We start from the raw sequence: 25,039 nt of genomic DNA on the forward strand, positions 1-25,039 counted from the left end.
TCCGGGAAATCGATTCTCTTTGCGGCGAAGACGTGGTTGAGCAGGTGCGCTATTGAGTCATGAGGAAGGATGAGCCGAACGCCGCCTCGACGATCTGGTTGCAGGTCAGGTACCAGTTCCAGTCGCCGTTGAGATGTGCGGAGACGATGAGCCCGCCGTCGGGAGTGCCCAGGGTCACGCTGACGGTGCCTCCCTCCACTCCGGCCACGACGTGGAGCATGCGGCCGTCGGCCAGCGCCCATTGGGACACCCCGGTGCCATATCGGGCGTTGGGGATCCAGTCCCTGGTGGGGACGGTGCTCCACATCGCGCGATGCTGCGCGGGCGGCAGCAGGGAGCCGCTGATCAGCGCGCGCATGAGCCGGAGCAGGTCGCCGGTGGTCGAAACAACGCCACCGGCGGCCCACATGAAGAAGGTCCTGTCGGTGACGTCGATCGGATCGGCATCGGGGCCGAGCAGAAGCGATGCGTAGTTGTCGGGCGTGAGGCTGTCCGGATCGACGCCGTCCCTGATGACCATCTTCGAGTAGGCCTTGGTGTGTGGCCCCCGGTACCGCCGTTCGGCGAAGGTCCTCGCATAGGTGCCGGTCAGCCCGAGCGGCTGGATGACCGTCCGGTCGACCTCGTCCTCGTAGCTCCGGCCGGTCGCCTTTTCGATGATCGCTCCGGCGATGTGGTAGCCGCCGTTGGCGTAGGCGAAGTCCTCGCCCGGCTGGTACATCGGCGGTATGGCCATCTGGAGCTTCAGCAACTCATCGACGGTCCAGACGTCGTAGCGGTGCTCGGCGTAGCCGGACCGGGTGTGATACCTGCGCACGATCTCGGCACTCAGGCCGGTGATCCCCAGGCCGCTGGTGTGGGTGAGCAACTGCCTGATGGTGATCTTGCTGCCGTCGTTGCCGTTGCCGCTGACCACGCCGGGCAGCCAGGTGTCCACCGTGTCGTCGAGGCTCAGCCTGCCTTCGGCCTCTAGGGTCAGCATCGCGGCGGCGGTGAATGCCTTGCCGCTGCTGCCGGCGTGGAACTGCTCGCCTGGTGCGCGGCGGCGGCCGGTCTCGAGGTCGGCCACCCCGGCCGAGCCGAACCAGGTGCCGTTCTCGTCCTGGATCTCGGCGACGATGCCGGGCGCGCTGCGCTCGGCCACCGCCCGCTCCAGCGCCTCCTGCACATGTTCGTGCCTGGCGCTTCGGGAATTGGTCATGGTGCACTCCAGGTAGGTGAGAACCGCCCAGATCCAGACCGGGCGGTTCGCCCGTTGCTGTGTACGCTCGCGACGACCGGAGGCTCGGAAAGGACCGGGATTTCGCCTCCCACGATGGGGCGTGGTTCTGATGAACGGGTGACAGCACGGTGATAGACCGCTCCTACCAGCGGTGATTACTCCCCGGACCGGGAGGTGCGCCGAACTTCGCCTTGAGGATCCCGCCCCAGATGGGGAATGCCCTCCAGCCGTTGACGGCGTGGGTGCGGTTGCCGTGTGACATCACGGTTGCGTCATTCGGTCAGGCGGTCGATGACATCCTGCCGGGGCATTCGCGCGCCCTTTTGATAGGCCGTGTCGTATTCAGCCGGGCCGAGTCGTTCGGCCAAGGAGGTGGCGAGCTCGCCAAGCTCAGGGTCGCCGTGGTCGAAGGCGCCACGGAGTGCCTGGCTCATGCCGAGCGCGGTGGCGGCGCCGCCCGGGTCGCCCTCGAGATAGAGCAACCTGGCCAGCTGCTGAGCTGCGGCGGCCAGGTCACGCAGCGCAGCCGGGATTCGGACGATGTCGGGCAGGAGCTCGCGGGCCCGTTTCGCGTCTCCGGCCGTCAGCAGGTTCGCCATCCGGGCGGCCAGCATGAAGCCATGGATCGCGTTGCCGGCGGGAAGAGGGCTCTCCGAGCCGACTCGCTTCATCCGGTCGAGTTCTTGATCGGCCCGTTCCACCTCGCCGGAGCGGCGGTACAGCTCTATCAAGGCGGCCATGGCCTCGAGCCGCTGCGACTGCTGCCCGCTCTCCCAGGCCGCCCGCTCGGCGATCTCGATGTCGCGCCGGGCGCCGGCCAGATCTCCCGCCCGCATCCGCTCCACGGCGAGCCCGATCCGATGGGTGATCCCATGGTGGGAGGTCAGCGCGACGCTGCGCTCGTAGGCGGCGATCGCTCCGTCGTGGTCACCACGAACCGAGCGCGTCTGCGCCACCAGCGTCAGTACGAGCGCCGTCGACAGCCGGTCGCCGGTCTCCTCGAACGCGTGCAATGCCCTTGCCGCCGCCGTGGTGGCGACTTCCCAGTCGCCGCGGTGGTTACCGATGATCGCCTCCACGAAGAAGGTGCAGGCGATGGCCCAGGAGTCGGAGCGGCTCCGTGCTCGGGCCATCTCACGTTCGGCCAACCGGTCCAGGCCGGCGCCGTACCCCAGGAAGAGCGTCGCCGTCATCAGCGTGGGGTAGCGCTCCAGGGCGCCGGTGCGCGCGCACTCCTCGATCAGGGCCCTTACTCGATCGAGCGTGATGACCGGCTCATCGTCCCCCGTCGCGCGCAGGACATCGAAGGCGGCTCGCGCGTCGGGGGGAAGCTCGTCGCCGAATTCCAGCACCCTGGCCACGAACGCATCGCCCCGCGGTTCGTAGCGCACCATCATCCAGTACCAGGGCAGCGTGGCGAGGATCCGGGCGGCGGTCGTGGCGTCGTGGTCGTCTATGGCCGTGCGCAGTGCGTAGAGGAGGTTGTCGTATTCGGTGTCGAACAGCCGCAGCGACTCCTCCTGCTCATGGGATCGCAGCAGCGGTTCGTGTTCCTCGGCGAGGTCGGCGAAGTGACGCGTGAACCGATCCCGCATCGTCTCCCGTTCGCCGGCGAGGTCGAGTTTTCCGGCGGCGTAGGCGCGGATGGTTTCCAGCATCCGGTAGCCGCCCGCGGTTCGCTCCACGATGGACTTGTCGACCAGGGAGTCGAGCACGTAGGCGATGTCCCCGGGCAGGAGCGTCTGGCCGGGGCAGATCGCTTCGATGGCGGCGGCGCCGGTGCCGGCGGGGAATACCGAGATACGGCGGGCGAGGGTCTTTTCCTTGTCGGCGAGCAGGTCCCAGCTCCAGTCGATGACGGCGTGCAGGGTTTGCTGGCGGGGCTGGGCGGTCCGATTGCCCGAGGCCAGGAGGCGGAATCGGTCGTCCAGCCGCTGCGCGAGCTGATCGGCGTCCATGGCGCGGAGCCGGGCGGCGGCCAGTTCCAGGGCGAGGGGGAGCCCGTCGAGGCGCCGCACGATGTCAATGACGGGCTCATCGTCAAGGACGATGCCGGGCCGTGCGGCCGTCGCCCGGTCGGTGAGGAGCCGTATGGCCGCCGGTTGCGGGAGCGGGCCGAGCCGGCAGATCGCCTCGCCGATGATGTCGAGCGGTTCTCTGCTGGTGGCCAGGATCGTCAGGTACGGCTGGCGTTCCAGCAATCGGCCGGTGAACTCGGCCGCCGCCGCCACGAGATGCTCGCAGTTGTCCAGCACCAGTACCGCCTCGCCGCCGCCAAGCAGCTCGGCCACGCGATCCACCGGCTCTGCCGACCCGCCGCCGACCGGCCGCGCGCCCGGGGAGCTCAGCGCGCCCAGAACGGCCTCGGTCACGACGTCGGTCCCGGCCAGGGAAACGAGCCAGACGCGGCCACGGCGGTGGGTGCGGTGGCGGGATGCGGCCTCGAGAGCGAGCCTGGTCTTGCCGGCACCGCCCGGGCCGACGACGGTGACCAGGCGGGAGGTTTCCAACAATCCGCTGAGCAGTTCGAGTTCGTCGTCGCGGCCGATGAAGCTGGTCAGCGGGGCAGGTAGCCGACCGGGCGCCGGCTCCGTCCGTGCCTGCGGCGCCTCTCGCTCACCGCGCAGCACCGCCAGATGGGCGGTCCGCAGCTCGTGCGAGGGGTCGATGCCGAGCTGGTCGGCGAGGGTGCTGCGAACCTGCTCGAACACCCTCAGGGCATCGGATCGGCGCCCCGCAGCATGAAGGGCACGCATGCGCAGGGCGGCGAGCCGTTCGCGCAGCGGGTGCTCGGCGGACGCCGCCTCCAGGTCGGCGAGGACGTCGGCGTGGTGGCCCAGCCGCAGTCCGGCGTCGAACCCGTCTTCCGCCGCCGCGATGCGCAACTCCTCCAGCCGGGCGGCGGCCGCACCGGAGAACGGGGCGTCGAGCACGTCCGCCAGCGCCGGACCCCGCCACAGTGCGAGCGCCTCGCCGAGGAGTGCGGCGGCCCGGTCCGGACGGTCGGCGGCCAGCTCCCGATGGCCGCGGGCGGCGAGATCCTCGAACCGGTTGGCGTCGATATCCTCGGCCCCCACCCGCAGCCGATAGCCCGTGGCCACGGACTCGATCGCCACGCTGCCCAGAGCCTTGCGCAGCCGGTACACCAGAGCGTGCAGCGCCTTGTCGGCCCCCGCGGGCGGGCGCTCCCCCCACAGGGCATCGACCAGCGTCTCCGCCCGCACGACCTGGCCCGCCGAAAGGGCCAGCCGCGCGAGCAGTCCCCGGAGCCTGGCGCCGCCGACTTCGATCGGGATCCCGTCGTCGGCGTACACATGGATCGGCCCAAGCACCGCTACCCGCACAGCTGCCCCTTCCCAAAACCCGTATCAGACTAGGGGCGATGGTGAGCGAGCCTCCGCGACCGCAGTGAACACCGGATGTGCCACGGCAAGTAAGGATGCGGCACCGGACGTCGACTCCATGGTGAGTCAGGGATCGCGGGGCGTCAGCTCTGCCGCAGGGCTGTCGTGATCGCCTCGGACAGCGTGGTGGTGGGGCGGCCGATGAGGCGGCTCAGGTCGCCCGAGTCGGTGAACAGCTCACCACGGCCGAGCCCCTGGTCGGCGTCGGCCAGGACCTCGGCGTAGTCCTTCGGCAGCCCCACGGAAGTGAGCAGCTCCGCGAACCGCTGGGCCGGCATGTCGGTGTAGGTGATCTCACGGCCCGAGGCGGCGCCGATCTGGGCGGCCAGCTCGGCGAGGGTGAACGCCTCGTCGCCGCCGAGCTCGTACACCGCGCCGGCGTGACCCTCGGTGGCCAGCACGGCGGCGGCCGCCTCGGCGTAGTCGGCCAGCGACGCGGCGCTCACCCGGCCGTCATCGGCGCTGCCCGCGACGCCGCCCTGCTCCAGGTAGCCGGCCAGGCCGGAGGTGTAGTTCTCCAGGTACCAGCTGTTGCGCAGGAAGGTGAACGGGATGCCGCTGTCGCGCAGGTACTGCTCGGTCTCGCGGTGCTCGACGGCGAGCTTGACCCCGGAGGTGTCGGCGCGGGTGATGCTGGTGTAGGCCACCAGGGAGACGCCCGCCGCGCGGGCGGCGTCGATCGCCGCGCGATGGCCGGCGAAGCGCTGTCCGACGGCGTTGGTGGAGACAAGAAGCAGCTTGTCCCCGCCGGCGAAGGCGGCGGCGAGCCCGTCGGGCTCATCGAAATCGGCCTGCCGTACGGTCACGCCACGGTCGGCCAGATCGTTGATCTTCTTGATGTCCCGGCCGGTGGCGATGATCTCCGACGGGGCGACTCCCCGCTCCAGCAGCGCCTCGACGACGAGACGGCCGAGCCGGCCGGTGGCTCCGGTGACGACCAGTGACATGCGTGCTCCTCAGCGTTCGAACGAGAGGCGTGTTTCGCCCCCTGGCACCGAACAGTAGATGGGCGTACTCTCTGAAGGGAAGTAGCCACTCCTGAGTAAGGTACATACCTGATGGGAAGTGTCCAGGTGGACAAGCTGCCGTGGGATCCGTACGCGCACAAATGCCCCTCGCGGGAGTTGCTCGACCGCATCGGGGACAAGTGGACCGTGCTCGTGCTCAGCGCCCTCGGGGAGACTCAGCCTCAGCGGTTCTCGGCGCTGCGCAGGAAGCTCACCGGGGTCAGCGAGAAGATGCTCACGCAGACGCTGCGCAGCCTCGAACGTGACGGGCTGATCCATCGCACCGTGTTCGCCACCGTGCCGCCCCGCGTCGAATACGGGCTCACCCCGCTCGGCGAGACTTTGCGCCCCGTGCTGGGGGCGCTCAAGGAGTGGTCGGCCGCGCACATGGCGGACGTCCTGGCCGGCCGGGCCGCCTACGACGCCGCCAAGGAAGACGCGCCCGCGGGCGTGTGACCCCGGGCCCGTGCGTCAGGTGTGGGTACGGCCGGGAAGGCGCACGACGGTGACGAAGAACTCGTCGATCTGCCGGATGACCGACATGAACTGGTCCAGATCGACGGGCTTGGTCACGTACGCGTTCGCGAAGAGCTTGTAGCTGCGCAGAATGTCCTCCTCGGCGGAGGAGGTGGTGAGAATCACCACGGGAATGGCCCGCAGCTCCGGATCGCCCTTGATCTTCTCCAGCACCTGCCGGCCGTCGTACTTGGGCAGGTTGAGGTCGAGCAGGATGAGATCGGGCCGCGGCTTGTCGGCGTGCTGGCCCCGCTGGTAGAGGAAGTCGAGCGCCTCCAGGCCGTCGTGGGCGACGTGGAGGGTGTTGCCGATCTTGTTGTCCTCGAACGCCTCCCGCGTGATGAGCTCGTCGCCGGGGTCGTCCTCGACGAGAAGCACCTCGATGGGCTGGCCGATGGTCATGAGCTGGATCCTCTCGTACTACTGGTCGCGGCCGCGATGCGGGTCTCTGACGATGGGGTGTCCGTGCGGAGGGTGAAGCAGATCCGGGCGCCGTCGCCGCTGTGGGAGGTGTCGAGCCAGATGTGCCCGCCGTGGTTCTCCACGATCTTCTTGCACATGGCCAGCCCGATGCCCGTGCCGCTGTAGGCCTCGCGGCTGTGCAGGCGCTGGAAGATGACGAAGATCTTGTCGGCGAACTCGGGGTCTACGCCGATGCCGTTGTCCCTCACGCAGAAGCGCCACTCCTTCTCCTGCACCTGCTCGCACTCGACCCGGATGACCGGCGGACGGTCCGGGTGGCGGAACTTGATGGCGTTGCCGATGAGGTTCTGCCAGAGCAGGGACAGCAGGGTGGGGTCGCCGACGATCTGGGGCAGTGAGTCGGGCCGCTCGACGACCGCGCCGGTCTCCTCGAAGGTGGCCGCCAGGTTCTGCAGCGCCTTGTCGAGCTTGAGCTCCAGGTTGACGGGCCGGCGGGCGTCGTAGAGGCGGCCCACCCGCGAGTAGCTGAGCAGGTCGTTGATCAGCCCCTGCATCCGGGTGGCGCCGTCGACGGCGAAGTGGATGTACTGGGCGCCGCGCTCGTCGAGCACATCGCCGTAGCGCTTGGCCAGGAGCTGGCAGAAGGTGGCGATCTTGCGCAGGGGTTCCTGCAGGTCGTGGGAGGCGACGTAGGCGAACTGCTCCAGCTCGGCGTTGGAGCGGCGCAGCTCGACCGCCTGCGCGTCGAGGTCGGCGGCCTGGCTGCTCAGCATGGCCTCGTGCTCGCGCGAGGCCTCCAGCGCCGCGACGATCCTGGTGCGCATCGCCTCCACGTCCAGGGCCACCTCGCGGATGTCGGCGGGGCCGTGCGCCGGGATGTGGTGGTTGAAGTTGCCTCCGGCCACGTGCCGGGAGGCCACGCGCAGCTCGTCCAGCGGCCGGCCGACGGCCCGGCGGAGCAGCACGGCGATGGCGATGCCGAAGATCAGGAAGAAGATCGGCATCGCGATGAACGCCCAGTTGCGCAGGTTGTGCACCGCGGCCAGCTCGGTCCGGGCGTCGTCCCGCGCCTTGGACAGCCGGTCGTTCTGGGCCGCCAGCAGGGTGCGGACCTGGTCGAAGGCGGGCTTGCCGCTCTCCGCCCGCACCGCGCTGATCTCCTTGCCCGCCTGTTTGTCGGCGATGAGGGGCTCGGCGTACTCCTTGCGCCACGCCGCCGCCGCGTCGCGGATCTCGTGCAGGCCCTTGACGAGGTCCGGCCGGTCGCGCAGCAGGCCCTCGATCAGCTCGTACTGCCGCCGCTCCGCGACGACGCCGCTGGCGTAGGGCTCCAGGAACTGGCGGTTGTCGGTGAGCAGGTAACCGCGCACGCCCGTCTCCTGGTCGACCAGGACCGTCTGGAGCTCTGTGCCCTCGATGCGCGCGGGCGAGAGGCGGTCGGTCAGGTGGTCGGAGAGCCGGTTGGTGCGCTCCAGCATCACCGCGCCCACCACGGTGCAGATCCCGACGACGATCGTGATGGCGGCGATCATCACCACGAACCAGTTCTGCACCGTCAGCCGCCGCCAGCCTCTCCCTGTCATGGTTCCTCTCTCCAGCGAAGATGGACGACGGCCACGTCGTCGGCGGAGGCGTTGGAGGCGGTGGCCTCCTCGGCGCCGGCGATCAGCGCGTCCACGAACTCCTCCCCACCAAGGTGCGCGCACCGGCGGGCCACGTCCAGCAGGCCCCGCTCCCCCAGCCACCGGGGCTCGGCGCCGGGCAACCGGCGCTCGAACAGTCCATCGGTGAAAAGGGTGAGCCCGCCGCCTTCGGGCAACTCGATCACGCCCTCGTGCCAGTCGGCCTCGATGGGCAGCCCCAGCGCGGGGCCGTGTCCCACCTCGGCCCAGGACAGCTCGTCACCGGAGTGCACGAGCAGCCCCGGATGGCCGGCCCGCCACACCCGCACCGTCCGCTGGTCCGGCTCCAGCATGAGGGTGGACACGGTCGTGAAGACCTCGGAGTCACCCCGTTCGGCCCGCAGGATGCGCTCGAGCCGGCGCAGCAGCGCCGCACCGGTCAGCCCGCTGAGCACCAGCGTCCGCCAGGCGATCCGCAGGCACACGCCCAGCGCCGCCTCGTCCGGCCCGTGGCCGCAGACGTCGCCGATCACCGCGTGCACGACCTTGTCGTCGGCCTCGACGACGTCGAAGAAGTCGCCGCCGAGCGTGCCCGAGACCCGGCTGGCCCGATAGCGGGTCGCCACGTCGATCGGCATGTGCTGCAGCAGCGGGGTCGGCAGCAGGCCACGCTCCAGGCGGGCGTTCTCCTTGGCGCGCACCCGTTCGGTCTGCAGCGCGACCGCCGCCTGCTCGGCCTGCTTGCGCTGGATCGCGTAGCGCAGCGCCCGGCCCAGCCACTCGCCTTCGACCTGACCCTTGATCAGATAGTCCTGCGCGCCCGCGGCCACGGCGGCGAGCCCCGCCCGCTCTTCTGACCGGCCGGTCAGCACCACGACGGCGGCGTCATCGCTGGCCTCGCGCATCACCGTCAGCGCGGACAGGTCGTTCGCGTCGGGCAGGCCCAGGTCCAGGAGCACGCACTGCACCGGGTGACCGGCCAGCACCCGCCGCGCCTCGTCCAGGGAGCGCGCCCACTCCAAACGCACCGCCACGGCGCTGTCCTCCAGAAGCTCCCGTACGATCAGCGCGTCCTCGGGGTCGTCCTCCACCAGCAGGACGAGCGGAAGCGCATGCGGATCTTCGTAGGCCATGTCGGCACCGCCATCCCTTCTAGACAGCGCCGAGCGCTGGTCGTCCGTCACCCGTAAACGGACAGTGCACAGGAGATGCTCACCAGAGACGAACCTAAAAGCCCAACCCATAACTATCTGGACACAGCATAAGGGCGTTCCACGGCTGCCCAGGCAACGCGGACAACCGCTCCTCCGCTTGCCCTGGATCATCAAGGCCGAAGCGGCCGCCGAGCGCACGACCAGTCTGCCCCGGCAGCGTTACCTCCACGGCCGGGCCGCCCGCCTGACAAGCTCAATTGCGAAACTGCGCAATTCCTGAGGTAAGATAGTCAGTAATCGAGCCTTTTGGGGTGTGATGTGAGCGGGCCCTTCGCTGCCGCGATCAGAGAACGAGTGCGTCAGGCGCGCACGGCGCTGGAGGTGGCTCGCCAGAACGTCGACGTCGAAGGACTGCTCATCGCCGAAGGCGAATGGGAGGACCTGGTCCGGCTGGCGCGTGACAACGGTGTGCGGATCGACCCGGACGACGAGGCGAGCGCCTGATGTCCGTCCCCCTGTACGAAGCCAAGGCCGAGCTGTTCAGGCTCCTCGGCCACCCCGTCCGGATCCGCGTGCTGGAGCTGCTGCAGGACAAGCCCATGCCGGTGCGCGAGCTGCTGGCCGCCATCGAGGTCGAGCCGACGGGCCTGTCCCAGCATCTGGCCGTGCTGCGCCGCTCCGGCATGGTCAGCGCGCACCGCGACGGCTCCACCGTGGTCTACTCTCTGGCCGGCGGAGACGTGGCCGAGTTGCTGAAGGCCGCTCGCACCCTGCTGACCCAGATGCTCACCGGTCAGAACGAGCTGCTGACCGAACTCCTCGGCGCGGAGCGAGAGTCTCGGTGAACCGCGTGCTCTCCTCGGGGTGGACCCGAGTGCGTTCCGTCCTGCCCCTGCGCGCCGACCTGGTCGCCATGGGCCGCCGCCCGCGCCGTGACCTGCTCGCCGGCCTCACCGTGGCCATCGTCGCCCTGCCCCTGGCGCTCGGCTTCGGCATCTCCTCCGGCATGGGCGCCGAAGCGGGCCTGGCCACCGCGGTGGTCGCGGGCGCGCTCGTGGCCGTGTTCGGCGGATCCGGCCTGCAAGTGTCCGGCCCGACCGGCGCGATGACCGTGGTGCTGGTGCCGATCCTGCACCAGCACGGCGCCTCCGGTGTCCTCATGGTCGGCGTGCTGGCCGGCCTCCTGCTGATGGCGCTCGCGCTGGCCCGCGCCGGTAAGTACATGGCGCTGGTGCCTGCCCCGGTGGTGGAGGGCTTCACCATCGGCATCGCCTGCGTGATCGGCCTGCAGCAGATCCCCACCGCGCTCGGCGTCCCCATCCCCGAAGGCGACAAGGTGATCGTCGTCGCCTGGCAGGCCCTGCTGGACTTCCTGGCACATCCGCAGTGGTGGTCCATCGGCATCGCGCTGGGCGTGGCCGCGATCATGCTGCTGGGCGCGCGCTGGCGGCCCACCCTGCCCTTCTCGCTGCTGGCCGTGGCCGCCGTCACCGTCGCCGTCGCGGTGGCCGACCTGCCGGTGGCCACCATCGGGCAGCTGCCCGCCGGGCTGCCCGCCCCCTCCCTCGGCTTCTTCGACCCGGCCGTGCTGTCGTCGCTGGCCGGACCCGCGGTCGCGGTCGCCGCCCTGGCCGCGCTGGAGTCGCTGCTGTCGGCGTCCGTCGCCGACGGTATGAGCGTCAACCACCGGCACGACCCGGACCGGGAGCTGTTCGGGCAGGGCCTGGCCAACCTCGTCTCCCCCATGTTCGGCGGCGTCCCCGCCACCGGGGCGATCGCCCGCACCGCGGTGAACGTCCGCTCGGGCGCCACCTCCCGGCTGGCCTCGCTGGCGCACGCCGGCATCCTGGCCGCGATCATCTACGCCGCGGCCGGCCTGGTCGCCGCGATCCCCCTGGCCGCGCTGGCCGGCGTCCTGCTGGCCACCTCGGTGCGCATGGTGGAGGTCGGCTCGGTCAAGGCCATGGTCCGCTCCACCCGGGGTGACGCCATCGTGCTGGTGCTGACCGCGATCGCCACCCTGGCGCTGGACCTGGTCCAGGCCGTCCTGCTCGGCCTGCTCGTGGCCGGCGGGCTGGCCCTGCGCGCCATCGCCCGCGACGTCCGGATCGACGAGATGCCCATCCAGCACGAGGACCTGTCCGGGGACCACACCGAGCAGGAGCTCGCCCTGCTGGCCGAGCACATCGTCGCCTACCGCCTGGACGGGCCGCTGTTCTTCGCCGCCGCCCACCGCTTCCTGCTGGAGCTGTCGGAGGTGGCCGCCGTCTCCGTGGTGATCCTGCGCATGTCCCGCATCACCACCATCGACGCCAGCGGCGCCCTCGTCCTCGGCGACGCCATCGAACGCCTGCAGCGCCGTGGCATCACCGTCTACGTCTCGGGCATCCGCGACGGCCACCACCGGCCTCTGCACGCGCTGGGCGTCATCGCCCGCCTCGACGAGGCCGGGCACGTCTTCCACACGACCCCGGACGCCATCGCCGCCGCCCGCGAGCACCTCCACACCTCGGGCGTCCTCCCGGTCCTGACCCGCTGAGCCTCGGCCACGTCCCTCGCACCGGACCCTGACGGCCGTTGACAGGGCCGTACCAGCGGCATGTGCGGGCGGTGCCAGCGGGCCGCGGCAGTCTCCAGGTCGAGGACGGAGCCCCCACGGCTCCGATCCGAGACGGAAGGACGGAGACATGAGCGATCTTGTAGTGCACGACGTCGTCATCGTCGGCGCCGGCCCGGTCGGGCTTTTCCTGGCGATCGAGCTCGAGACCGCGGGCGTGAAGCCGCTCGTACTGGAGCGACTCGTGGAGCCCGACGACGGGATCAAGGCCGCCGCCGTCGGCGCGGCGGGCGCCGAGGCGCTGGAACGACGCGGGTTCGCGCGTGCGCTCGACGAGCAACAGGTGACGCTGCCGATGGCCAAGGCGGCGCGTGCCGGAGCCGGACCGGTGAAGAAGCCGGGAGGCCATTTCTCCGCGTTGTTCGTGATCGACCAGGACCTTCAGCGCGCCCCGGAGCGCCACAGCCGTATGGTGCCGCAGGAGGCACTGGAGAGGATCCTGGCCGAGCGCGCGAGCGAGCTCGGGATCGAGATCCGGCGCGGGGTCGAGGTGGAAGGTTTCGAGCAGGACGACGACGGCGTGCGCGTGCGGACGAGCGCGGGCCCGTTGAGCGCGAGGTATCTCATCGGCTGCGACGGTGGCCGGAGCTCCGTCCGCAAGCTCGCCGGCTTCGAGTTCCCCGGCACGGATCCCACCATCACCGGCTATCAGGCTCTCGTCGAGTTCGACGCGCCCGCGAAGCTCGCGATGGGCTGGCAGCGAACGCCGCGCGGCCTCATCACGTCGATCCCGGGGCGCGTCTTCACGGCGGAGTTCGACGGCCCGCCGCCGGATCGGGCCGCGCCGGTCACGCAGGCCGAGGTCGAGGCGTCGATCCAGCGCGTGAGCGGCACCGACGTCAAGATCCTTTCGATGGCGAAGGCGACGCGCTGGACCGATCACGCGCGGCAGGCGACGACCTACCGCATCGGACGTGTCCTTCTCGCCGGCGACGCCGCGCACGTCCACTCCCCCTTCGGCGGTCAAGGGCTGAACCTCGGCCTCGTCGACGCCGCCAACCTCGGGTGGAAGCTCGCCGCGGCGGTGCGGGGCCGCGATCATCTCCTCGACTCCTACACCGCCGAACGCCATCCCGTCGGTGCGTGCGTCCTGGAGAACACCCGCGCGCAGGTCGCGCTGGTACGACCCGACCCGCTCACCAGCGCGCTCCGCGCCATCGTGAGCGACCTGATCAAGCTGCCCGAAGGCAACCGCCTCATCGGCGAGATGCTCTCGGGGGCCGGCATCCGTTACGACCTCGGCGACGACGACCCACTCGTCGGCACGCTCGCGCCGGACCGGCTCCTCACCCTCGCCGACGGCGGCGAAGTGCGGCTCTACGCGCTGACGGAGAAGGGCGGCGGCCTGTTCGTGTCGCCTTCGGAACGGTCGCTCCCGCCCGACGTGCGCCACGCCCGCACCAAGGAAGGCCCGTCGACGCTGCTGCGCCCCGACGGCTGCATCGCATGGACGGACGCGTCGTCCACCTCACTCGACGAGGCGCTCGCGCGCTGGTTCTGATCCGCGTCAGGACCACAAGACCTGGATCAGTTTCACTTACGGGAGGTTTCCTTCATGAACGAAAGCACGGGGACAAGCCCTGCGGGTCAGGGCGCCTGGATCGCCACCTGGGGCACGGCACAGCAACTGGCGCCGGCTGCCGAGCCCGGTGGAGGGCCGGAACTGCCGGACGACGCTCTGCCGGACGACACTCTGCCGGCACCGGATGCCACGCCCGAGCCGGTCGAAGCGGCGGCCGCGCCGACGACGGTCAGCGCGCAGACCGTGCGCATGGTGGCGCGTACCACCCTGGGCGGCACGGCCGTGCGCGTCGCGCTGTCGAACTCCTTCGGCCACGCGCCGGTGCGCATCGAGGCCGCGCGGATCGCGCGGCCCGACAGCGGCGCGGCGATCCGCGCGGGCAGCACGCGCACCCTGACCTTCGGCGGGCGCGACGCGGTGGTGTTGCCGACCGGCGCGCAGATCCACAGCGACCCCATCGAGTACGACGTGCCCGCGCAGACCGACCTGGTCGTTTCGCTGTACATCCCCGACGAGAAGATCACTCCCACGACGCACCAGGTGGGACTGCGCACGGCGTGGCTCGCACCGGGCGACCAGACCGGCACCCAGAGCCTGCGGGACGCCACCGGGTTCGCGTCCTACCTGTGGCTCGCCGGCATCGACGTGCTGGCGCAGCCCACGGCCGCCACCATCGTCGCCCTCGGCGACTCCATCACCGACGGCGCCGCCACCACGCCCGACGCGGACACCCCGTGGCCCTCCTCGCTGGCGCGCCGGCTGGCCGAGCGGCAGGACCTGCCGCCGCGCGCGGTGATCAACATGGGGATCGCCGGCAACCGCGTGCTGCGCGAGACCGACGGCTTCGGCGCCGGTGCCCTGGCGCGCTTCGACCGCGACGTGCTGGCCCGGCCCGGCGTGCGCTGGGTGGTGCTGGCCGAGGGAGGCAACGACATCGCATTCGGCTTCATGCCGGGCATGCCGGACAGCGAGCGGGCGACGGCGGAGGACATCATCGCCGGCTACCGCATGCTGATCGGCCGCGCGCATCTGCACGGCCTGCGGATCATCGGCTGCACGCTGACGCAGTTCGGCGGCACGTTCGTCTTCACGGAGGAGGGCGAGCGCATGCGTCAGGACGTGAACCGCTGGATCCGCGGCAGCGGCGAGTTCGACGCGGTGGTCGATCTGGACGTGGCCACCCGTGACCCGGCCGAGCCGACGAGGCTGCGCACCGCGTTCGACTCCGGCGACGGCATCCATCCGAACGACGCGGGCAACAAGGCGATCGCCGACGCCTTCGACCTGGAGCTGTTCCGGGGATAGGGCTCTGAAGCCGTTCCGGGGATAGGGCTCTGGAGCTGTTCCGGCGATAGGGCTTACGTCCGCACCGGGCCGTCCGGCTCCCTGCGCGGGCGCGCCGGATCGACGTAGAGCGAGGCCGTCTTCCCGTCCAACTGCCAGCCCTCCTGGTACGCCGCGGCGAAGACGTCCTCGCCCAGCGCCGTGCGGCCACGGGCGGCCAGCGCCTGGATCTGCCGGTCGCTGAGGTCGTGGGCGCCGCGCAGCCGGGCCGCCGCGCCGAGCAGCAGGGCCACGTCCCGGTGCCGTCCGCGCAGCCGGGCCAGCTCGGCCTCGGTCACCGCGACCATCGCCATGATCGGCAGATCCCCGCTCTCCAGGGCCGCCGTGTACGCCCGGGCCAGCGCCGCCTCGGCGCCCGCGGCGTCGCCCCGCCGCAGGCACAGCTGGGCCCGCACCGAGCCGGCGATCACCTGGCGGTGGTCGCCGCCGATCGGGGACTCGCCGGCCAGCTCCGCCTCGGCCACCTCCATGCGGGCCTGCGCGCGGTCCGGGTCGCCGAGCCGCAACCACGTGCCGGCCTCGAGAACGGTGACGATGACGATCAGCTCCGGAGACGCCGATCGCTCCACCCGCTCGCGGACCGCCTCCAGCATCGCCCTCGCCTGGGCGTCCTCGCCCCGCCGCAGGTAGAGGTCGATCCAGCGGGTGTCGAGGAAGATCTCGTCGGCCAGGCTCAGCGCGCCGAACTCCCGCGCCTGTGCCCGGGCTTCGCGCAGATCCGCCAACGCCCCGTCGAGGTCCCCGTCGTACTGCCGCAGCAGCGCGCGCGTCGGGAGCGCGGCGGCCAGGCCCCAGCGGTCGCCGGCCCGGCCGAAAGCGTCGAGCGCGGCGGCCACGTCGGCGCGCACCTGGTCGAGGTCGCCGTCGTTCTCGGCGAACGAGGCCCGGAACAGGTGGGCCAGCCCGGACAGCCAGACGTCGGGACCGTCGACGAGACGCTGGACCAAGGCGAGCGACGCCTCGTGCTCCCGCAGGAAGTGGAGCGTGATCGCGGCCAGGACGCCGGCGAATCCGGGCAGCGACGGGTGGGCGAGCAGGCGATCGGCCAGGGCTCGCAGCGCGGATTCGTGCTCGTGCAGGCCCTCCATGGCCAGCGGGGAGCGAGCGTTGATGCTGCTCAGCAGGAGCACCGCCTGGGCGATGTCGCGGTCCAGCGTGTGCCCCTCGGCGGGTAGCGCCAGCGCCCGCCCCTGCCAGTACGCCGTGTCGGCGGGCCGGCCGAGTATCTGCCAGTACCACGACAGGTCCATGGCGAGCGTGACGGCCGCGGTGGCGTCGCCCGTGTCGCACAGGTGGCGCAGGGCGGCGACCGCGTTGTCGTACTCGGAGCGCATCACCCGCAGCGCGGCGAGCTGATCGGGGCCGCGCAGCAGCGGCTCCTCGCGGGCGACCAGGTCGGCCAGGTAGCGGGCGGCGAGATCCCGGACGGCGTCGAGCACGTCCTGGTCGGCGAGCCGCTCGATCCCGTACTCGCGCAGGGTCTCCAGCATCCGGTAGCGGCCCGCGTCGGGCGCAAGGTGCAGCAGCGACTTGTCGGTCAGGGCGGCGAGCAGCTCGGGGACCTCGCCCGGGAGCACCGCGGTGCCGGCGCAGACCGCGGCGGCCGACTCCGGCGTCACGCCACCGGGCAGCACCGAGACCCGCTCGGCCACCGTACGCTCGTTCTCGCTGAGCAGATCCCAGCTCCAGGCGATGACCGCGCGCAGCGTGCGATGCCGCGGCGACGCGGCCCGGCTGCCCGTGGTGAGCAGCCGGAACCGGTCGGACAGCCCGGCGGCGAGCTCGGCCAGCGACAGGGTCCGCAGCCGGGCCGCGGCCAGCTCCAGCGCCAGCGGCAGGCCGTCCAGGCCGCGCACCAGCCGGACCACGTCGGCGCGCGTCCGCTCGTCGACGTCGAAGCCGGGGCGCACCGCCGCGGCCCGTTCGGTGAACAGGCGCACCGACGCGCTGCGGCGGATGTCCTCCAGGGCGTCACCGGGGTCCGGCAGCGCCAGCGGGCCGAGCGGGACCAGCGCCTCGCCGTCGATCGCGAGCGGTTCTCGGCTGGTCGCCAGCACCCGCAGCCCGGCGCAGCGCGGCAGCAGCGCCGCGACCAGGTGCGCGACGGCGTCGATCAGGTGCTCGCAGTTGTCCACCACGAGCAGGCTCTCCCGGCCGTCGAGCTGGTCGGCGAGCACGTCCAGCTCACTGCCCTCGGCCCGGGTCCGGCCGGAGGTCTCGAAGAGCGCGGCGCCGCGCAGACCGACGGCGGCCAGCATCGCCGCGCCGGCCTTGGCCGGCTCGGTGACCGCGGCCAGGTCGACCAGCCAGGTGCCGTCGCGGTACGCGTGGCGGTGGCGGCGGCCCGCCTCGACCGCGAGCCGGGTCTTGCCGGCCCCGCCCGGCCCGACCACCGTGACGAGGCGGCCGTGGGCGAGCAGCGTGTCGATCCTGGCGAGGTCGTCGTCGCGCCCGATGAAGCTGGTCAGGGCGGCGGGCAGATTGCTCGCGGGCGCAGCCCCCCGCACCTCCGCCCCATGCCGCACCTCCGCCCCATGCCGCACCTCCGCCCCATGCCGTGCCTCCGCCCCATGCCGTGCCTCTGCTCCATGCCGCGCCTCCATCCCGTGCTGCGCCTGCGCCCCGTGCCGCGCCTCGGCAGTGGGAGCCGGTGACTGCAGCAGGCGCAGGTGGCGCTCGCGCAGGGCGGCGCCGGGGTCGGCGCCGAGCCGGTCGGCGAGGGCCTCGCGCACCCGCTCGTACAGGTCGAGGGCGTCGGCCTGGCGGCCCTGGGCGGCCAGCGCGTCCATCTGCAGCGCGGCCACCCGCTCGTCCACCGGGTGCTCGGCGAGCAGGGCGGTCAGCCGGGTGGCGGCGTCGTCGGCGCGGCCCAGGGCCAGCTCCGCCTCGGCCAGATCCGCGCCCGCCTCGACCGCGGCGCGGGCCAGCCGCGTCGCGACCGCCGGGGCGACCGCGGCGATCGCCGACGGCTCGCCGCTGAGCGCGACCGCCTCGCTCAGCAGCCCGGCCGCGGCTCGGGGATCGCCGGCCCGGAGCCGGTCACGGCCATGCGCGGCCAGCCGCTCGAACCGCAGCGCGTCGACGTCGTCCGCCGTGACGCCGAGGCGGTAGCCGCCCTCGGACTGCGTGACCGCGCCGGCCTCGCCGAGCAGCCGGCGCAGCCGCGAGACCAGCGACTGCAGCGCGTTCGCCGGGTCGGCCGGGAGCTCCTGCGGCCACAGCGCGTCGACCAGGACGCCCGGCTCGACCGGCCGGCCGCCGGCCAGCGCCAGCCGCGCGATCAGGCCACGGAGCCGGGCCCCGGGTACGGCCACCACGGTCTCACCGCGGCGCACCTGGAGGCCGCCGAGCAGCCTCACCCGCAGCCGCGTCTCCTCGTTCCCGTGCACCACCCGATCCTCTCCCGAACCTCCAGTGTGCTCGGCCGTCAGCACCCGTACTGGGGACCCAGTACGGCTCGGCCAGTGTGTGCTCAGGCTGTCAGCACCCGGAGCGGGGACCCGGTCTGCCAGGCCGCGATGTTCTCGACGATCTGCTCGTACATCGAGCGGTACGCCCGCTCGGTGACGTACCCGAGGTGCGGCAGCAGCACGGTGTTGGGCGCGTCCCGCAGCGGGTGGCCGGCGGGCAGCGGCTCGGTGTCGTAGACATCCAGCCCGGCCCCGGCGATCGTGCCGGTGGTCAGTGCGGTGACCAGCGCGTTCTCGTCCACGATCGGCCCGCGCGAGGTGTTGACCAGGATCGCGGTGGGTTTCATGGCGGCCAGATCGGTCGCGCCGACCAGGCCGGTCGTCCGGTCGCTGAGCTTGAGGTGGACGGTGAGGACGTTGCTGGCGGCGAACAGCTCGTCCTTGGGCACCCAGGTCGCGCCGGCCTCGGCCGCCCGCTCGGGCGTCAGGTTCTGGCTCCACGCGAGCACCCGCATGTCGAAGGCCTGGCCGATCCGCGCCACCTGCGCGCCCAGCCGGCCCAGCCCGAGCACGCCCAGGGTGCTGCCGGCCAGGTCGGTGCCGACGGTGGTCTGCCAGCGGCCGTCGCGCAGCGCCCGGTCCTCGCTCACCACGTGCCGCAGGCAGGCCAGGATCAGCGCCCAGGTCAGCTCGGTGGTGTTGGAGCTCTTGGCCGAGCCGGACATGGTCGTGCCGGTGACCGTGACGCCGTGCGCCGCGGCCGCCCTCAGGTCGATGGCCGCGTTGGCCATGCCCGTGGTCACCAGCAAGCGCAGATCCGGCAGCCGGTCGAAGGTCGCGGCCCGGAAGGGCGTCCGCTCGCGCATCGCGACGACGACCTCCGCGCCGCGCAGCGCGGCCGCCAGCTCGTCCAGGCCGGCGATGTGCTCGTGCAGCACCTCGACCTCGACGCCGGGCAGGGAGTCGAAGGGCGCAAGGTCACGGGCCACCCGCTGGTAGTCGTCCAGAACGACGATCTTCATGCGGTCATCGTACGCGGCTCCACGACGATCCCCTGGCCGGCACGGGAGGTCAGGACGGGGGCGCCGCGGTGAGCTTGGCGAGATCGGGGGCGTAGGCGGTCATCCAGTGCGGATGCAGCCGGTAGTAGACCACGTCTTCGTCCCAGTCGAAGAGGTCGTCGCCGTAGAAGTCCTGGAAGTACGCGAGCAGGTCCGGCCAGTCCGCGGCCGGTTCGCCACCCTGAGGGTTGAGGATCTCCACCGTGCCGTGCGTGAACACGCCCAGGTCCTCCCCGCGCAGGTGCGCGGCGCTGGCGGCGGGCCGGGCGGCGAGATGGCGGGCTTTGGCGGCGCCGCGCGCGGTGCCGAAGTGCCACTTGCCGTGCAGGAAGTGCCCGTCCACGCCGCTGATCCGCGGCTCGCCCTGCGCCGTCACGGTGGACAGGGCGAGGGTGCGCATGCCGGTGAGGAGCTGGGTGAGCAGCTCCGCGGTCAGGGTGCGCTCGGTGCTGATGATCGAGCGGAGGTGTTCGGTGGAGCGGGAGAGGGAGGCGTCGAGGAGGGCCTGAAGCTCCTTGAGCTCTACTGACGTTTCGTACATGTGAGGTCCTTATCCATTCGTGGGCGCGGTCATGCCCACCGACGAACCATGCTCGACCGGAAAGCCGACACCCTATGTCATATTTCTGCGCCCGCCTGCTCGAAGAAGCGGGTCGTCAGCCCTGTGGCTCGGCCGGCCCGATCGCGACGGCGGTGTCGGTCAGCGGATAGGAGACGCAGGTGAGGACGCCGCCGTCCTCGACGGTGCCGCGCACCTCGCCACGGAGCAGCTGGATCCGGCATTCGCCGCAGCTGCCGACGGTGCACGAATAGGGCATCGGCACGCCTGCGGCGAGGCCCGCGTCGAGCATGGTCCGGCCGCCGGCGACCACCACGTCACCGACGTTCTCGACCGTCATCGTCCGCGCGGTCAGCTCGGGAGCCGCCGTGGGCACGCTGGTGAAACGCTCCTCGTGCAGCCGGTCCCACGCGACACCGAGACCGGTGAGACCGTCGCGGACGCTGGTCAGCATGGCCGCCGGTCCGCAGATGTAGTAGTGGGCGCGAGGTGAGTACGTCAGGTGGCCGGGGCCTATCCGCCCGGTGCTGCCGGTCCAGCCCGGGCCGGGGCGCGACAGCACATGGTGGACCGTGAGCCGGCCGGGATGAGCCTCCTGGAGCGCCGCGAGCTCGCCGGCGAAGATGATGTCGGCCTCGGTGCGGTTGCCGTACAGCAGGGTGATCGTGGCGTCGGGCGAGGCGGCGAGCACCGTACGGACGATGCTCATGAGCGGGGTGATGCCGCTGCCCGCGCCGATCAGGACGTAGTCCGCGCCGGCCGCCGAGGGGTCGGTCACGCGGAAGCTGCCGGACGGCCCGAGGACGCGCAGCTCGGTGCCGGCGCGGGCGTGGTCGTGGAGATAGGTGGAGCAGAGGCCGTCCCGTTTGACGGTCAGCGCGAGCCGATCCGTGCCGGGGACGGAGGTGGCCGAGTAGGCGCGCCGGACGGTGCGCCCGTCGATCTCCGTGATGAGCGTGTAGAACTGGCCGGGCGCGAACCCGGTGTCGGCCCCGGACAGCACCAGGGTGGCCGTGTCGGGCGTCTCCTGGATCACGTCGATCACCCGCACCGGCCGCCCGGGGCGGGAGTCGGTCGCGGCGCCGTAGCCTTCCTTCTCGAGCGCGCGGCGGTAGGTGGCGTCCAGGATCCGCCGGATCGGCTTGGAGAACGCGGCCAGCAACCTGGCCGGCCGGCGCAGCAGCGGCATCTTCACGCCGAGTTGCCGGGTCGTCGACGCCATCAGCTCGGCGAGCGTGGCGGCGTCGACGTGGTTGGCACGGTCCCAGATGTTGGCGGCGGCGACGGCCTGGTTGTGCCGCACTTCGGCCCGCTCCACGGTGACGACGAGGGCGGACTGCGGGACTACGCCGCCCAGCGCCATGTCCGCCAGCAGGTCCGCGTCGTCCGTGATCACGGCGCTACCGCTCACGTGTAGCACGCCGGTACGGCCAGGAACGAGCATCGCCGCGGAGATCCGGTCGTCGGCCAGCAGGTTGTGCGAGGTGTCCGCGCGCTTGTTGCCGAGCCGGTCCGGGATGGCCAGCGTGTGCCCGTCGATCACCCGGACGAAGCCGGGCGTGTCACCGCGCGGGCTCGTGTCGCCGCCTTCACCGTCCCAGGAGGACACCACCAGGAATGGCGAGGCCGCCAGGAAGCCGGCGACGCCCGCGCCGGACAACGGCCCGGTCGTGCCGCCGGCGTCCGTTCCCGCCGTCGGCACGACCGGGTCCCACAGCCGGGACCGCATGATCGCCCGTGCGCAGTGGACATAGGCCTGGCGGACCTCGACCACGAGCCGGCCAGGGGATCGCTCGGCGACCGAGCCGTTCAGCCGGAGCGTCTCGCCGACGCCGGGCAGCAGGAAGACGAAGGAGACCGGGCCCGACGCGGCCACCTCGGTGGCGAAGGCGATCCGCGTCGGCGATTCGACCTTGGCGAAGCCGGGCTCTCCTCCGACCACCGTCGTCCGCAGGCGCCCGTCGTCGTCGTGGTGGCCGAAGCCCGCGAGCGGCGCGATGGCGAGCATGTGCCGGCAGGCGTCGTCCAGCTCCGCGAGCTCCTTCATCATCACGAGCGCCGGCGGGCGTCCGACGATCGCTTCGAGCTGCGCCACGGTGGCGATCCGGTTCATGGCGCCGACGGTTCGGCGGTCGCTTTCGTTCGTCGAAGGCATGGTGTGCATCGTCTTGAGACCTCACAGATGACAAGGAGAACGGTGAAGGGCCGCGCCCTCTGCTTCATGGCGATCGACCCGCGGACGGACCGATCGAGGCGGTAGGTGACCTACTCCCGGACGCCGGCCGTCAGCGGAGGTGTCCCTGCTCGTGCGAGCCGACCGGGATGCCCGGGTCATCGAGAAGTTCCTTGAGCGCCTGGACATGCCCGGCATAGGCGCGCCGGCCCTCGGCGGTGAGGCTCACCCAGGTCTTCACCCGGCCCCGGCCGGTCGGCTTGGAGATCGCGACGTAACCGGCGTCCTGCAGCACCTTCAGATGCTTGCTCACCACCGAGTCGGCCACGCCCAGAATGTCGCGCAGCACCGCGAACTCGGCGCTGGACGACGCGGCGAGCAGCGCGCAGATCCGCAACCGGTTCGGCGCGTGCACCACCTCGTCGAACCGCCCCGTCATGCGCCCGCCCTCAGATGGGCCCGCAGTGCCATGTCGAACCGCCGGCTCAACGCGATGGTGGCGACGAACCCCAGGACGGCCAGGCAGAACACCGGCCACCGCAGGTCGGTCAGAGCTCCGATGGCGAGGGCCGCGACGGCGACCAGCACCGTCAACCCGCCCAGCGCGCCGAGCCACCGGCCGGCGGGGCCGGCTTCGAGGCCGGACACCCAGACGCCGGTCACGCGGCGATAGGCGGTGACGAGCACCGCGCACCCGGCGAGGGCCAGCACGACTCCCCCGACCTTGAGCGCGGTGCCGCCGAGCCCCAACGCGAGCACGCAACCGGCGATCATCAGGCCCAGGAGCGGGTGATACCACCACGGGTTGATCAGCCGGTCGGCGAGGGCCGCACGGGCTTCGGCGATGAGGGACAGCCCTTCGACCCCATTACTTTCCATATCGGAAAGTCAATCACATTCCAACGTGGAAAGTCAACGCCCGGCCCGGCGGACCTGGTGGAGCTCGGTGTCCGGGTGCGATGTCGTGAAGGGCCGGCCCAGAACCTGGGTCCTCCCATGCCCCCGGTGACGCCGACCCGAGCACCGGGCCGGCATGGCGGTCGAGCTGTATTGGTGATCGCGATTTGACCTCGAGCTCGGTTGAGGTTGCAGGCTGGGGCCGACATCAGCCGAACAGGGGAGAACGTAGTGCGTGCGGTGTGGTTGAAGGAGTTCGGCGGGCCCGAGGTGCTCGTACCTGGAGACGCCCCCGATCCGGTCCCAGGGCCGGGGCAGGTGTTGATCGACGTCGCCTACGCCAACATCACCTTTGTGGAGACCCAGTTCCGGTCGGGCGCCCCGTCGCCGTTCAAGCCGGACCTGCCGATGATCCCGGGCAACGGCGTCGGCGGCATCGTCACGGCGGTCGGCGAGGGCGTCGACTCCGGCCTGGTCAGCCGTCGTGTGGTGACCTCCATGGGCGGCTCCGGCGGCTATGCCGAACGGGCCGCGGTGGACGCGTCCGGGCTCTTCACCGTCCCCGACGGCCTGGAGTTGGACGACGCGGTCGCGATCTTGGCCGACGGGCGTACCGCGACCATGATGATCCGGGCGACCGCACCACAGCCCGGCGAACGGGTTCTCGTCGAGGCGGCGGCCGGCGGCGTGGGCTCGCTCCTCGTGCAGCTCGCCAAGTCGGCGGGCGCCATCGTCGTCGCGGCGGCCGGGGGCTCGCGCAAGACCGGTGTGGCCCGCGACCTGGGCGCCGACGAGGTGGTCGACTACACGGCTCCGGGCTGGACCGACGGGGTCGCCCCCGTCGACGTCGTCCTCGACGGGGTCGGCGGCGACATCGGCCGGGCAGCCTTCGAACTGCTCGGCCAGGGCGGGCGGATGGTCAGCTTCGGGTTGGCGAGCGGAGAGTGGGCCGGCATCAAGGAGGAGGCCGCTGCCGCGCGCGGCGTCACGCTCGTCCAAACGAACGCCACCCCGGAGACGATGCGCGAGTACACCGAGAGCGCCCTCGCCGAGGCCGTGGCCGGACGGCTGCGGCCGCTGATCGGGCAGCGCTTCCCCCTCGACCGGGCCGCCGCCGCGCACGCCGCCATCGAGTCGCGCGCCAGCGTCGGCAAGACCCTGCTCGAGGTGCGCTGATGCTCAAGGTCGGCGTGAACCTACCGTCGTTCGGCGTGGATGAGACCGCCGGGGTGCGCGAGCATGCCCGGCACGCCGAGGAGCTCGGCCTGGAGTCGATCTGGGTCGGTGACCATCTGATCCCGGTGCGGCCGTTCCTCGACAGCACCATGGTGCTGGCCACGGCCGCCGCCGTCACCGAGCGCGTCAAGATCGGTTTCGGGGTGATGGTCTTGGCGCTGCGCCCGGCCGCCTGGGCCGCCAAGCAGATCGCCAGCCTGCAGCACCTGTCCGGCGGCCGGGTGCTGCTCGGCGTCGGCTCGGGCGGCAGCGTGCACGGCGACGCCGCCTGGCGGGCCGTCGGCATCCCCTACGCCGAACGCGCGCAGCGCACCGACGCCGCCCTGGAGATCCTGCCGAGCCTGGTCGAGGGCAAGCCCACGAGCGTGAACGGCGAGGTGATCACTCTCTCGCCGGGCGCGACGATGCCGCCCGTCCTCATCGGCGCGGGCCCCATGCGCCGAGCCGCCCGTTTCGCCGACGAATGGTATCCGGCGTTCGCCACGCCGGCTGAGATCGCCGAACAGACCCGCCGGCTGGCCGGCCTCGCCGCCGAATACGGCCGCCCGGCGCCGCGCGTCACGATCGGCCTCAGTGTCGGTCTCGGCGACCTGCCCGCATCGTTGATCGACGCTCAGGCCCGGTCGCTGATGGAGTACGGGATGACCGAGGAGGAGGCCCGTGGCGGCCTGGTCACCGGCCCACCCGCTGCGGCCGCCGAACGGCTCGCCGCGCTCGCCGAGGTCGGCGTGCACCGCGTGATCGCGATGCCGTTCTCCGCCGACCGCCTCCGCCAAAGCGAGCTGCTGGCCGAGACCAACCGCCTCCTCAACCGTTCCTAATCAATGATCAGGAGTGGGTTTTGGGCCCACGTCCCGGCATTGCGCGCGTCC

20 protein-coding genes are annotated in these 25,039 nt (G+C 71.7%); 8 read left to right on the top strand and 12 right to left on the bottom strand.

Annotated elements, in window-relative coordinates:
• Window positions 1-49: 49 nt before the first annotated feature.
• The 3 genes from IEY87_RS42920 to IEY87_RS42930 form a co-directional block, all read right to left on the bottom strand.
• A complete protein-coding gene (locus tag IEY87_RS42920; RefSeq protein ID WP_189144641.1) occupies window positions 50-1,201 on the bottom strand; it encodes a serine hydrolase domain-containing protein in 1,152 nt (383 codons plus the stop codon).
• Window positions 1,202-1,494: 293 nt separating this feature from the next.
• Window positions 1,495-4,566 (bottom strand): AfsR/SARP family transcriptional regulator, encoded by a 3,072-nt coding sequence (locus IEY87_RS42925; protein WP_189144642.1) that lies wholly within the window; start codon window positions 4,564-4,566, stop codon window positions 1,495-1,497.
• Between the two features lie 143 nt (window positions 4,567-4,709).
• The gene (locus tag IEY87_RS42930; protein WP_189144643.1) at window positions 4,710-5,573 is read right to left on the bottom strand and encodes an NmrA family NAD(P)-binding protein; all 864 of its coding nucleotides are present in this window, start codon (window positions 5,571-5,573) and stop codon (window positions 4,710-4,712) included.
• Between the two features lie 111 nt (window positions 5,574-5,684).
• On the opposite strand from IEY87_RS42930, the gene IEY87_RS42935 reads away from it, so the two are divergent.
• The gene (locus IEY87_RS42935; protein ID WP_189144644.1) at window positions 5,685-6,089 is read left to right on the top strand and encodes a winged helix-turn-helix transcriptional regulator; all 405 of its coding nucleotides are present in this window, start codon (window positions 5,685-5,687) and stop codon (window positions 6,087-6,089) included.
• 15 nt (window positions 6,090-6,104) lie between these two features.
• Here IEY87_RS42935 and IEY87_RS42940 read toward each other — a convergent pair whose 3' ends face one another.
• Genes IEY87_RS42940 through IEY87_RS42950 form a run of 3 tightly spaced genes read right to left on the bottom strand, consistent with a single transcriptional unit; the run spans window position 6,105 to window position 9,327 of the window.
• On the bottom strand, window positions 6,105-6,551 hold the full coding sequence (locus IEY87_RS42940; protein WP_189144645.1) for a response regulator: 447 nt from the start codon (window positions 6,549-6,551) through the stop codon (window positions 6,105-6,107).
• Window positions 6,548-8,155: a sensor histidine kinase gene (locus tag IEY87_RS42945; RefSeq protein WP_189144646.1), complete on the bottom strand. Its 1,608-nt coding sequence runs from the start codon at window positions 8,153-8,155 to the stop codon at window positions 6,548-6,550. The genes IEY87_RS42940 and IEY87_RS42945 overlap by 4 nt, the downstream gene beginning before the upstream one ends.
• Entirely contained in the window at window positions 8,152-9,327 is a 1,176-nt protein-coding gene (locus IEY87_RS42950; RefSeq protein WP_189144647.1) for a PP2C family protein-serine/threonine phosphatase, read from the bottom strand. The genes IEY87_RS42945 and IEY87_RS42950 overlap by 4 nt, the downstream gene beginning before the upstream one ends.
• A 339-nt stretch (window positions 9,328-9,666) precedes the next feature.
• Here IEY87_RS42950 and IEY87_RS42955 point away from each other — a divergent pair, with 339 nt between their 5' ends.
• The 5 genes from IEY87_RS42955 to IEY87_RS42975 all read left to right on the top strand — a co-directional run bounded on the left by IEY87_RS42955 (window position 9,667) and on the right by IEY87_RS42975 (window position 14,792).
• Window positions 9,667-9,852 (top strand): hypothetical protein, encoded by a 186-nt coding sequence (locus IEY87_RS42955; RefSeq protein WP_189144648.1) that lies wholly within the window; start codon window positions 9,667-9,669, stop codon window positions 9,850-9,852.
• Window positions 9,852-10,193, top strand: coding sequence for an ArsR/SmtB family transcription factor (locus IEY87_RS42960; protein WP_189144649.1), 342 nt, complete (start codon window positions 9,852-9,854; stop codon window positions 10,191-10,193). Before IEY87_RS42955 ends, IEY87_RS42960 begins: the two co-directional genes overlap by 1 nt.
• Before the next feature lie 68 nt (window positions 10,194-10,261).
• On the top strand, window positions 10,262-11,887 hold the full coding sequence (locus tag IEY87_RS42965; RefSeq protein WP_225277283.1) for a SulP family inorganic anion transporter: 1,626 nt from the start codon (window positions 10,262-10,264) through the stop codon (window positions 11,885-11,887).
• Window positions 11,888-12,035: 148 nt separating this feature from the next.
• Window positions 12,036-13,466, top strand: coding sequence for an FAD-dependent monooxygenase (locus tag IEY87_RS42970; RefSeq protein WP_189144651.1), 1,431 nt, complete (start codon window positions 12,036-12,038; stop codon window positions 13,464-13,466).
• Window positions 13,467-13,520: 54 nt separating this feature from the next.
• On the top strand, window positions 13,521-14,792 hold the full coding sequence (locus tag IEY87_RS42975; protein ID WP_189144652.1) for an SGNH/GDSL hydrolase family protein: 1,272 nt from the start codon (window positions 13,521-13,523) through the stop codon (window positions 14,790-14,792).
• A 53-nt stretch (window positions 14,793-14,845) separates the two neighbouring features.
• Here the strand turns inward: IEY87_RS42975 and IEY87_RS42980 are convergent, their stop codons facing one another.
• From IEY87_RS42980 to IEY87_RS43005, 6 genes are all read right to left on the bottom strand, one after another.
• Window positions 14,846-18,220: an AfsR/SARP family transcriptional regulator gene (locus IEY87_RS42980; RefSeq protein WP_189144653.1), complete on the bottom strand. Its 3,375-nt coding sequence runs from the start codon at window positions 18,218-18,220 to the stop codon at window positions 14,846-14,848.
• An 83-nt stretch (window positions 18,221-18,303) separates the two neighbouring features.
• The gene (locus IEY87_RS42985; protein ID WP_189144654.1) at window positions 18,304-19,263 is read right to left on the bottom strand and encodes a D-2-hydroxyacid dehydrogenase family protein; all 960 of its coding nucleotides are present in this window, start codon (window positions 19,261-19,263) and stop codon (window positions 18,304-18,306) included.
• Between the two features lie 49 nt (window positions 19,264-19,312).
• Window positions 19,313-19,843, bottom strand: a complete 531-nt coding sequence (locus IEY87_RS42990; RefSeq protein ID WP_189144655.1) for a pyridoxamine 5'-phosphate oxidase family protein — start codon at window positions 19,841-19,843, stop codon at window positions 19,313-19,315.
• A gap of 115 nt (window positions 19,844-19,958) precedes the next feature.
• Entirely contained in the window at window positions 19,959-22,016 is a 2,058-nt protein-coding gene (locus IEY87_RS42995) for a 2Fe-2S iron-sulfur cluster-binding protein (protein ID WP_189144656.1), read from the bottom strand.
• A 130-nt stretch (window positions 22,017-22,146) separates the two neighbouring features.
• Complete coding sequence (locus IEY87_RS43000) at window positions 22,147-22,473, bottom strand: transcriptional regulator (protein WP_189144657.1); 327 nt, start codon at window positions 22,471-22,473, stop codon at window positions 22,147-22,149.
• Complete coding sequence (locus IEY87_RS43005; protein WP_189144658.1) at window positions 22,470-22,913, bottom strand: hypothetical protein; 444 nt, start codon at window positions 22,911-22,913, stop codon at window positions 22,470-22,472. The genes IEY87_RS43000 and IEY87_RS43005 overlap by 4 nt, the downstream gene beginning before the upstream one ends.
• A gap of 249 nt (window positions 22,914-23,162) precedes the next feature.
• Between IEY87_RS43005 and IEY87_RS43010 the strand changes: the two genes are divergently transcribed.
• Together IEY87_RS43010 and IEY87_RS43015 are read left to right on the top strand one after the other, a co-directional pair.
• Complete coding sequence (locus IEY87_RS43010; protein ID WP_189144659.1) at window positions 23,163-24,107, top strand: zinc-binding dehydrogenase; 945 nt, start codon at window positions 23,163-23,165, stop codon at window positions 24,105-24,107.
• A complete protein-coding gene (locus tag IEY87_RS43015) occupies window positions 24,107-24,988 on the top strand; it encodes an LLM class flavin-dependent oxidoreductase (RefSeq protein WP_189144660.1) in 882 nt (293 codons plus the stop codon). The genes IEY87_RS43010 and IEY87_RS43015 overlap by 1 nt, the downstream gene beginning before the upstream one ends.
• Window positions 24,989-25,039: the final 51 nt, after the last annotated feature.

The organism is Nonomuraea glycinis (genome assembly GCF_014646515.1).
GTDB lineage: Bacteria > Actinomycetota > Actinomycetes > Streptosporangiales > Streptosporangiaceae > Nonomuraea > Nonomuraea glycinis.

Bases quoted from the DNA above. Each gene is read 5' to 3' on its own strand.
- IEY87_RS42920 (WP_189144641.1), bottom strand. From the start codon at position 1,201: ATGACCAATTCCCGAAGCGCCAGGCACGAACATGTGCAGGAGGCGCTG.
- IEY87_RS42930 (WP_189144643.1), bottom strand. From the start codon at position 5,573: ATGTCACTGGTCGTCACCGGAGCCACCGGCCGGCTCGGCCGTCTCGTC.
- IEY87_RS42935 (WP_189144644.1), top strand. From the start codon at position 5,685: ATGGGAAGTGTCCAGGTGGACAAGCTGCCGTGGGATCCGTACGCGCAC.
- IEY87_RS42940 (WP_189144645.1), bottom strand. From the start codon at position 6,551: ATGACCATCGGCCAGCCCATCGAGGTGCTTCTCGTCGAGGACGACCCC.
- IEY87_RS42945 (WP_189144646.1), bottom strand. From the start codon at position 8,155: ATGACAGGGAGAGGCTGGCGGCGGCTGACGGTGCAGAACTGGTTCGTG.
- IEY87_RS42950 (WP_189144647.1), bottom strand. From the start codon at position 9,327: ATGGCCTACGAAGATCCGCATGCGCTTCCGCTCGTCCTGCTGGTGGAG.
- IEY87_RS42960 (WP_189144649.1), top strand. From the start codon at position 9,852: ATGTCCGTCCCCCTGTACGAAGCCAAGGCCGAGCTGTTCAGGCTCCTC.
- IEY87_RS42965 (WP_225277283.1), top strand. From the start codon at position 10,262: ATGGGCCGCCGCCCGCGCCGTGACCTGCTCGCCGGCCTCACCGTGGCC.
- IEY87_RS42970 (WP_189144651.1), top strand. From the start codon at position 12,036: ATGAGCGATCTTGTAGTGCACGACGTCGTCATCGTCGGCGCCGGCCCG.
- IEY87_RS42975 (WP_189144652.1), top strand. From the start codon at position 13,521: ATGAACGAAAGCACGGGGACAAGCCCTGCGGGTCAGGGCGCCTGGATC.
- IEY87_RS42985 (WP_189144654.1), bottom strand. From the start codon at position 19,263: ATGAAGATCGTCGTTCTGGACGACTACCAGCGGGTGGCCCGTGACCTT.
- IEY87_RS42990 (WP_189144655.1), bottom strand. From the start codon at position 19,843: ATGTACGAAACGTCAGTAGAGCTCAAGGAGCTTCAGGCCCTCCTCGAC.
- IEY87_RS42995 (WP_189144656.1), bottom strand. From the start codon at position 22,016: ATGCCTTCGACGAACGAAAGCGACCGCCGAACCGTCGGCGCCATGAAC.
- IEY87_RS43000 (WP_189144657.1), bottom strand. From the start codon at position 22,473: ATGACGGGGCGGTTCGACGAGGTGGTGCACGCGCCGAACCGGTTGCGG.
- IEY87_RS43005 (WP_189144658.1), bottom strand. From the start codon at position 22,913: ATGGAAAGTAATGGGGTCGAAGGGCTGTCCCTCATCGCCGAAGCCCGT.
- IEY87_RS43015 (WP_189144660.1), top strand. From the start codon at position 24,107: ATGCTCAAGGTCGGCGTGAACCTACCGTCGTTCGGCGTGGATGAGACC.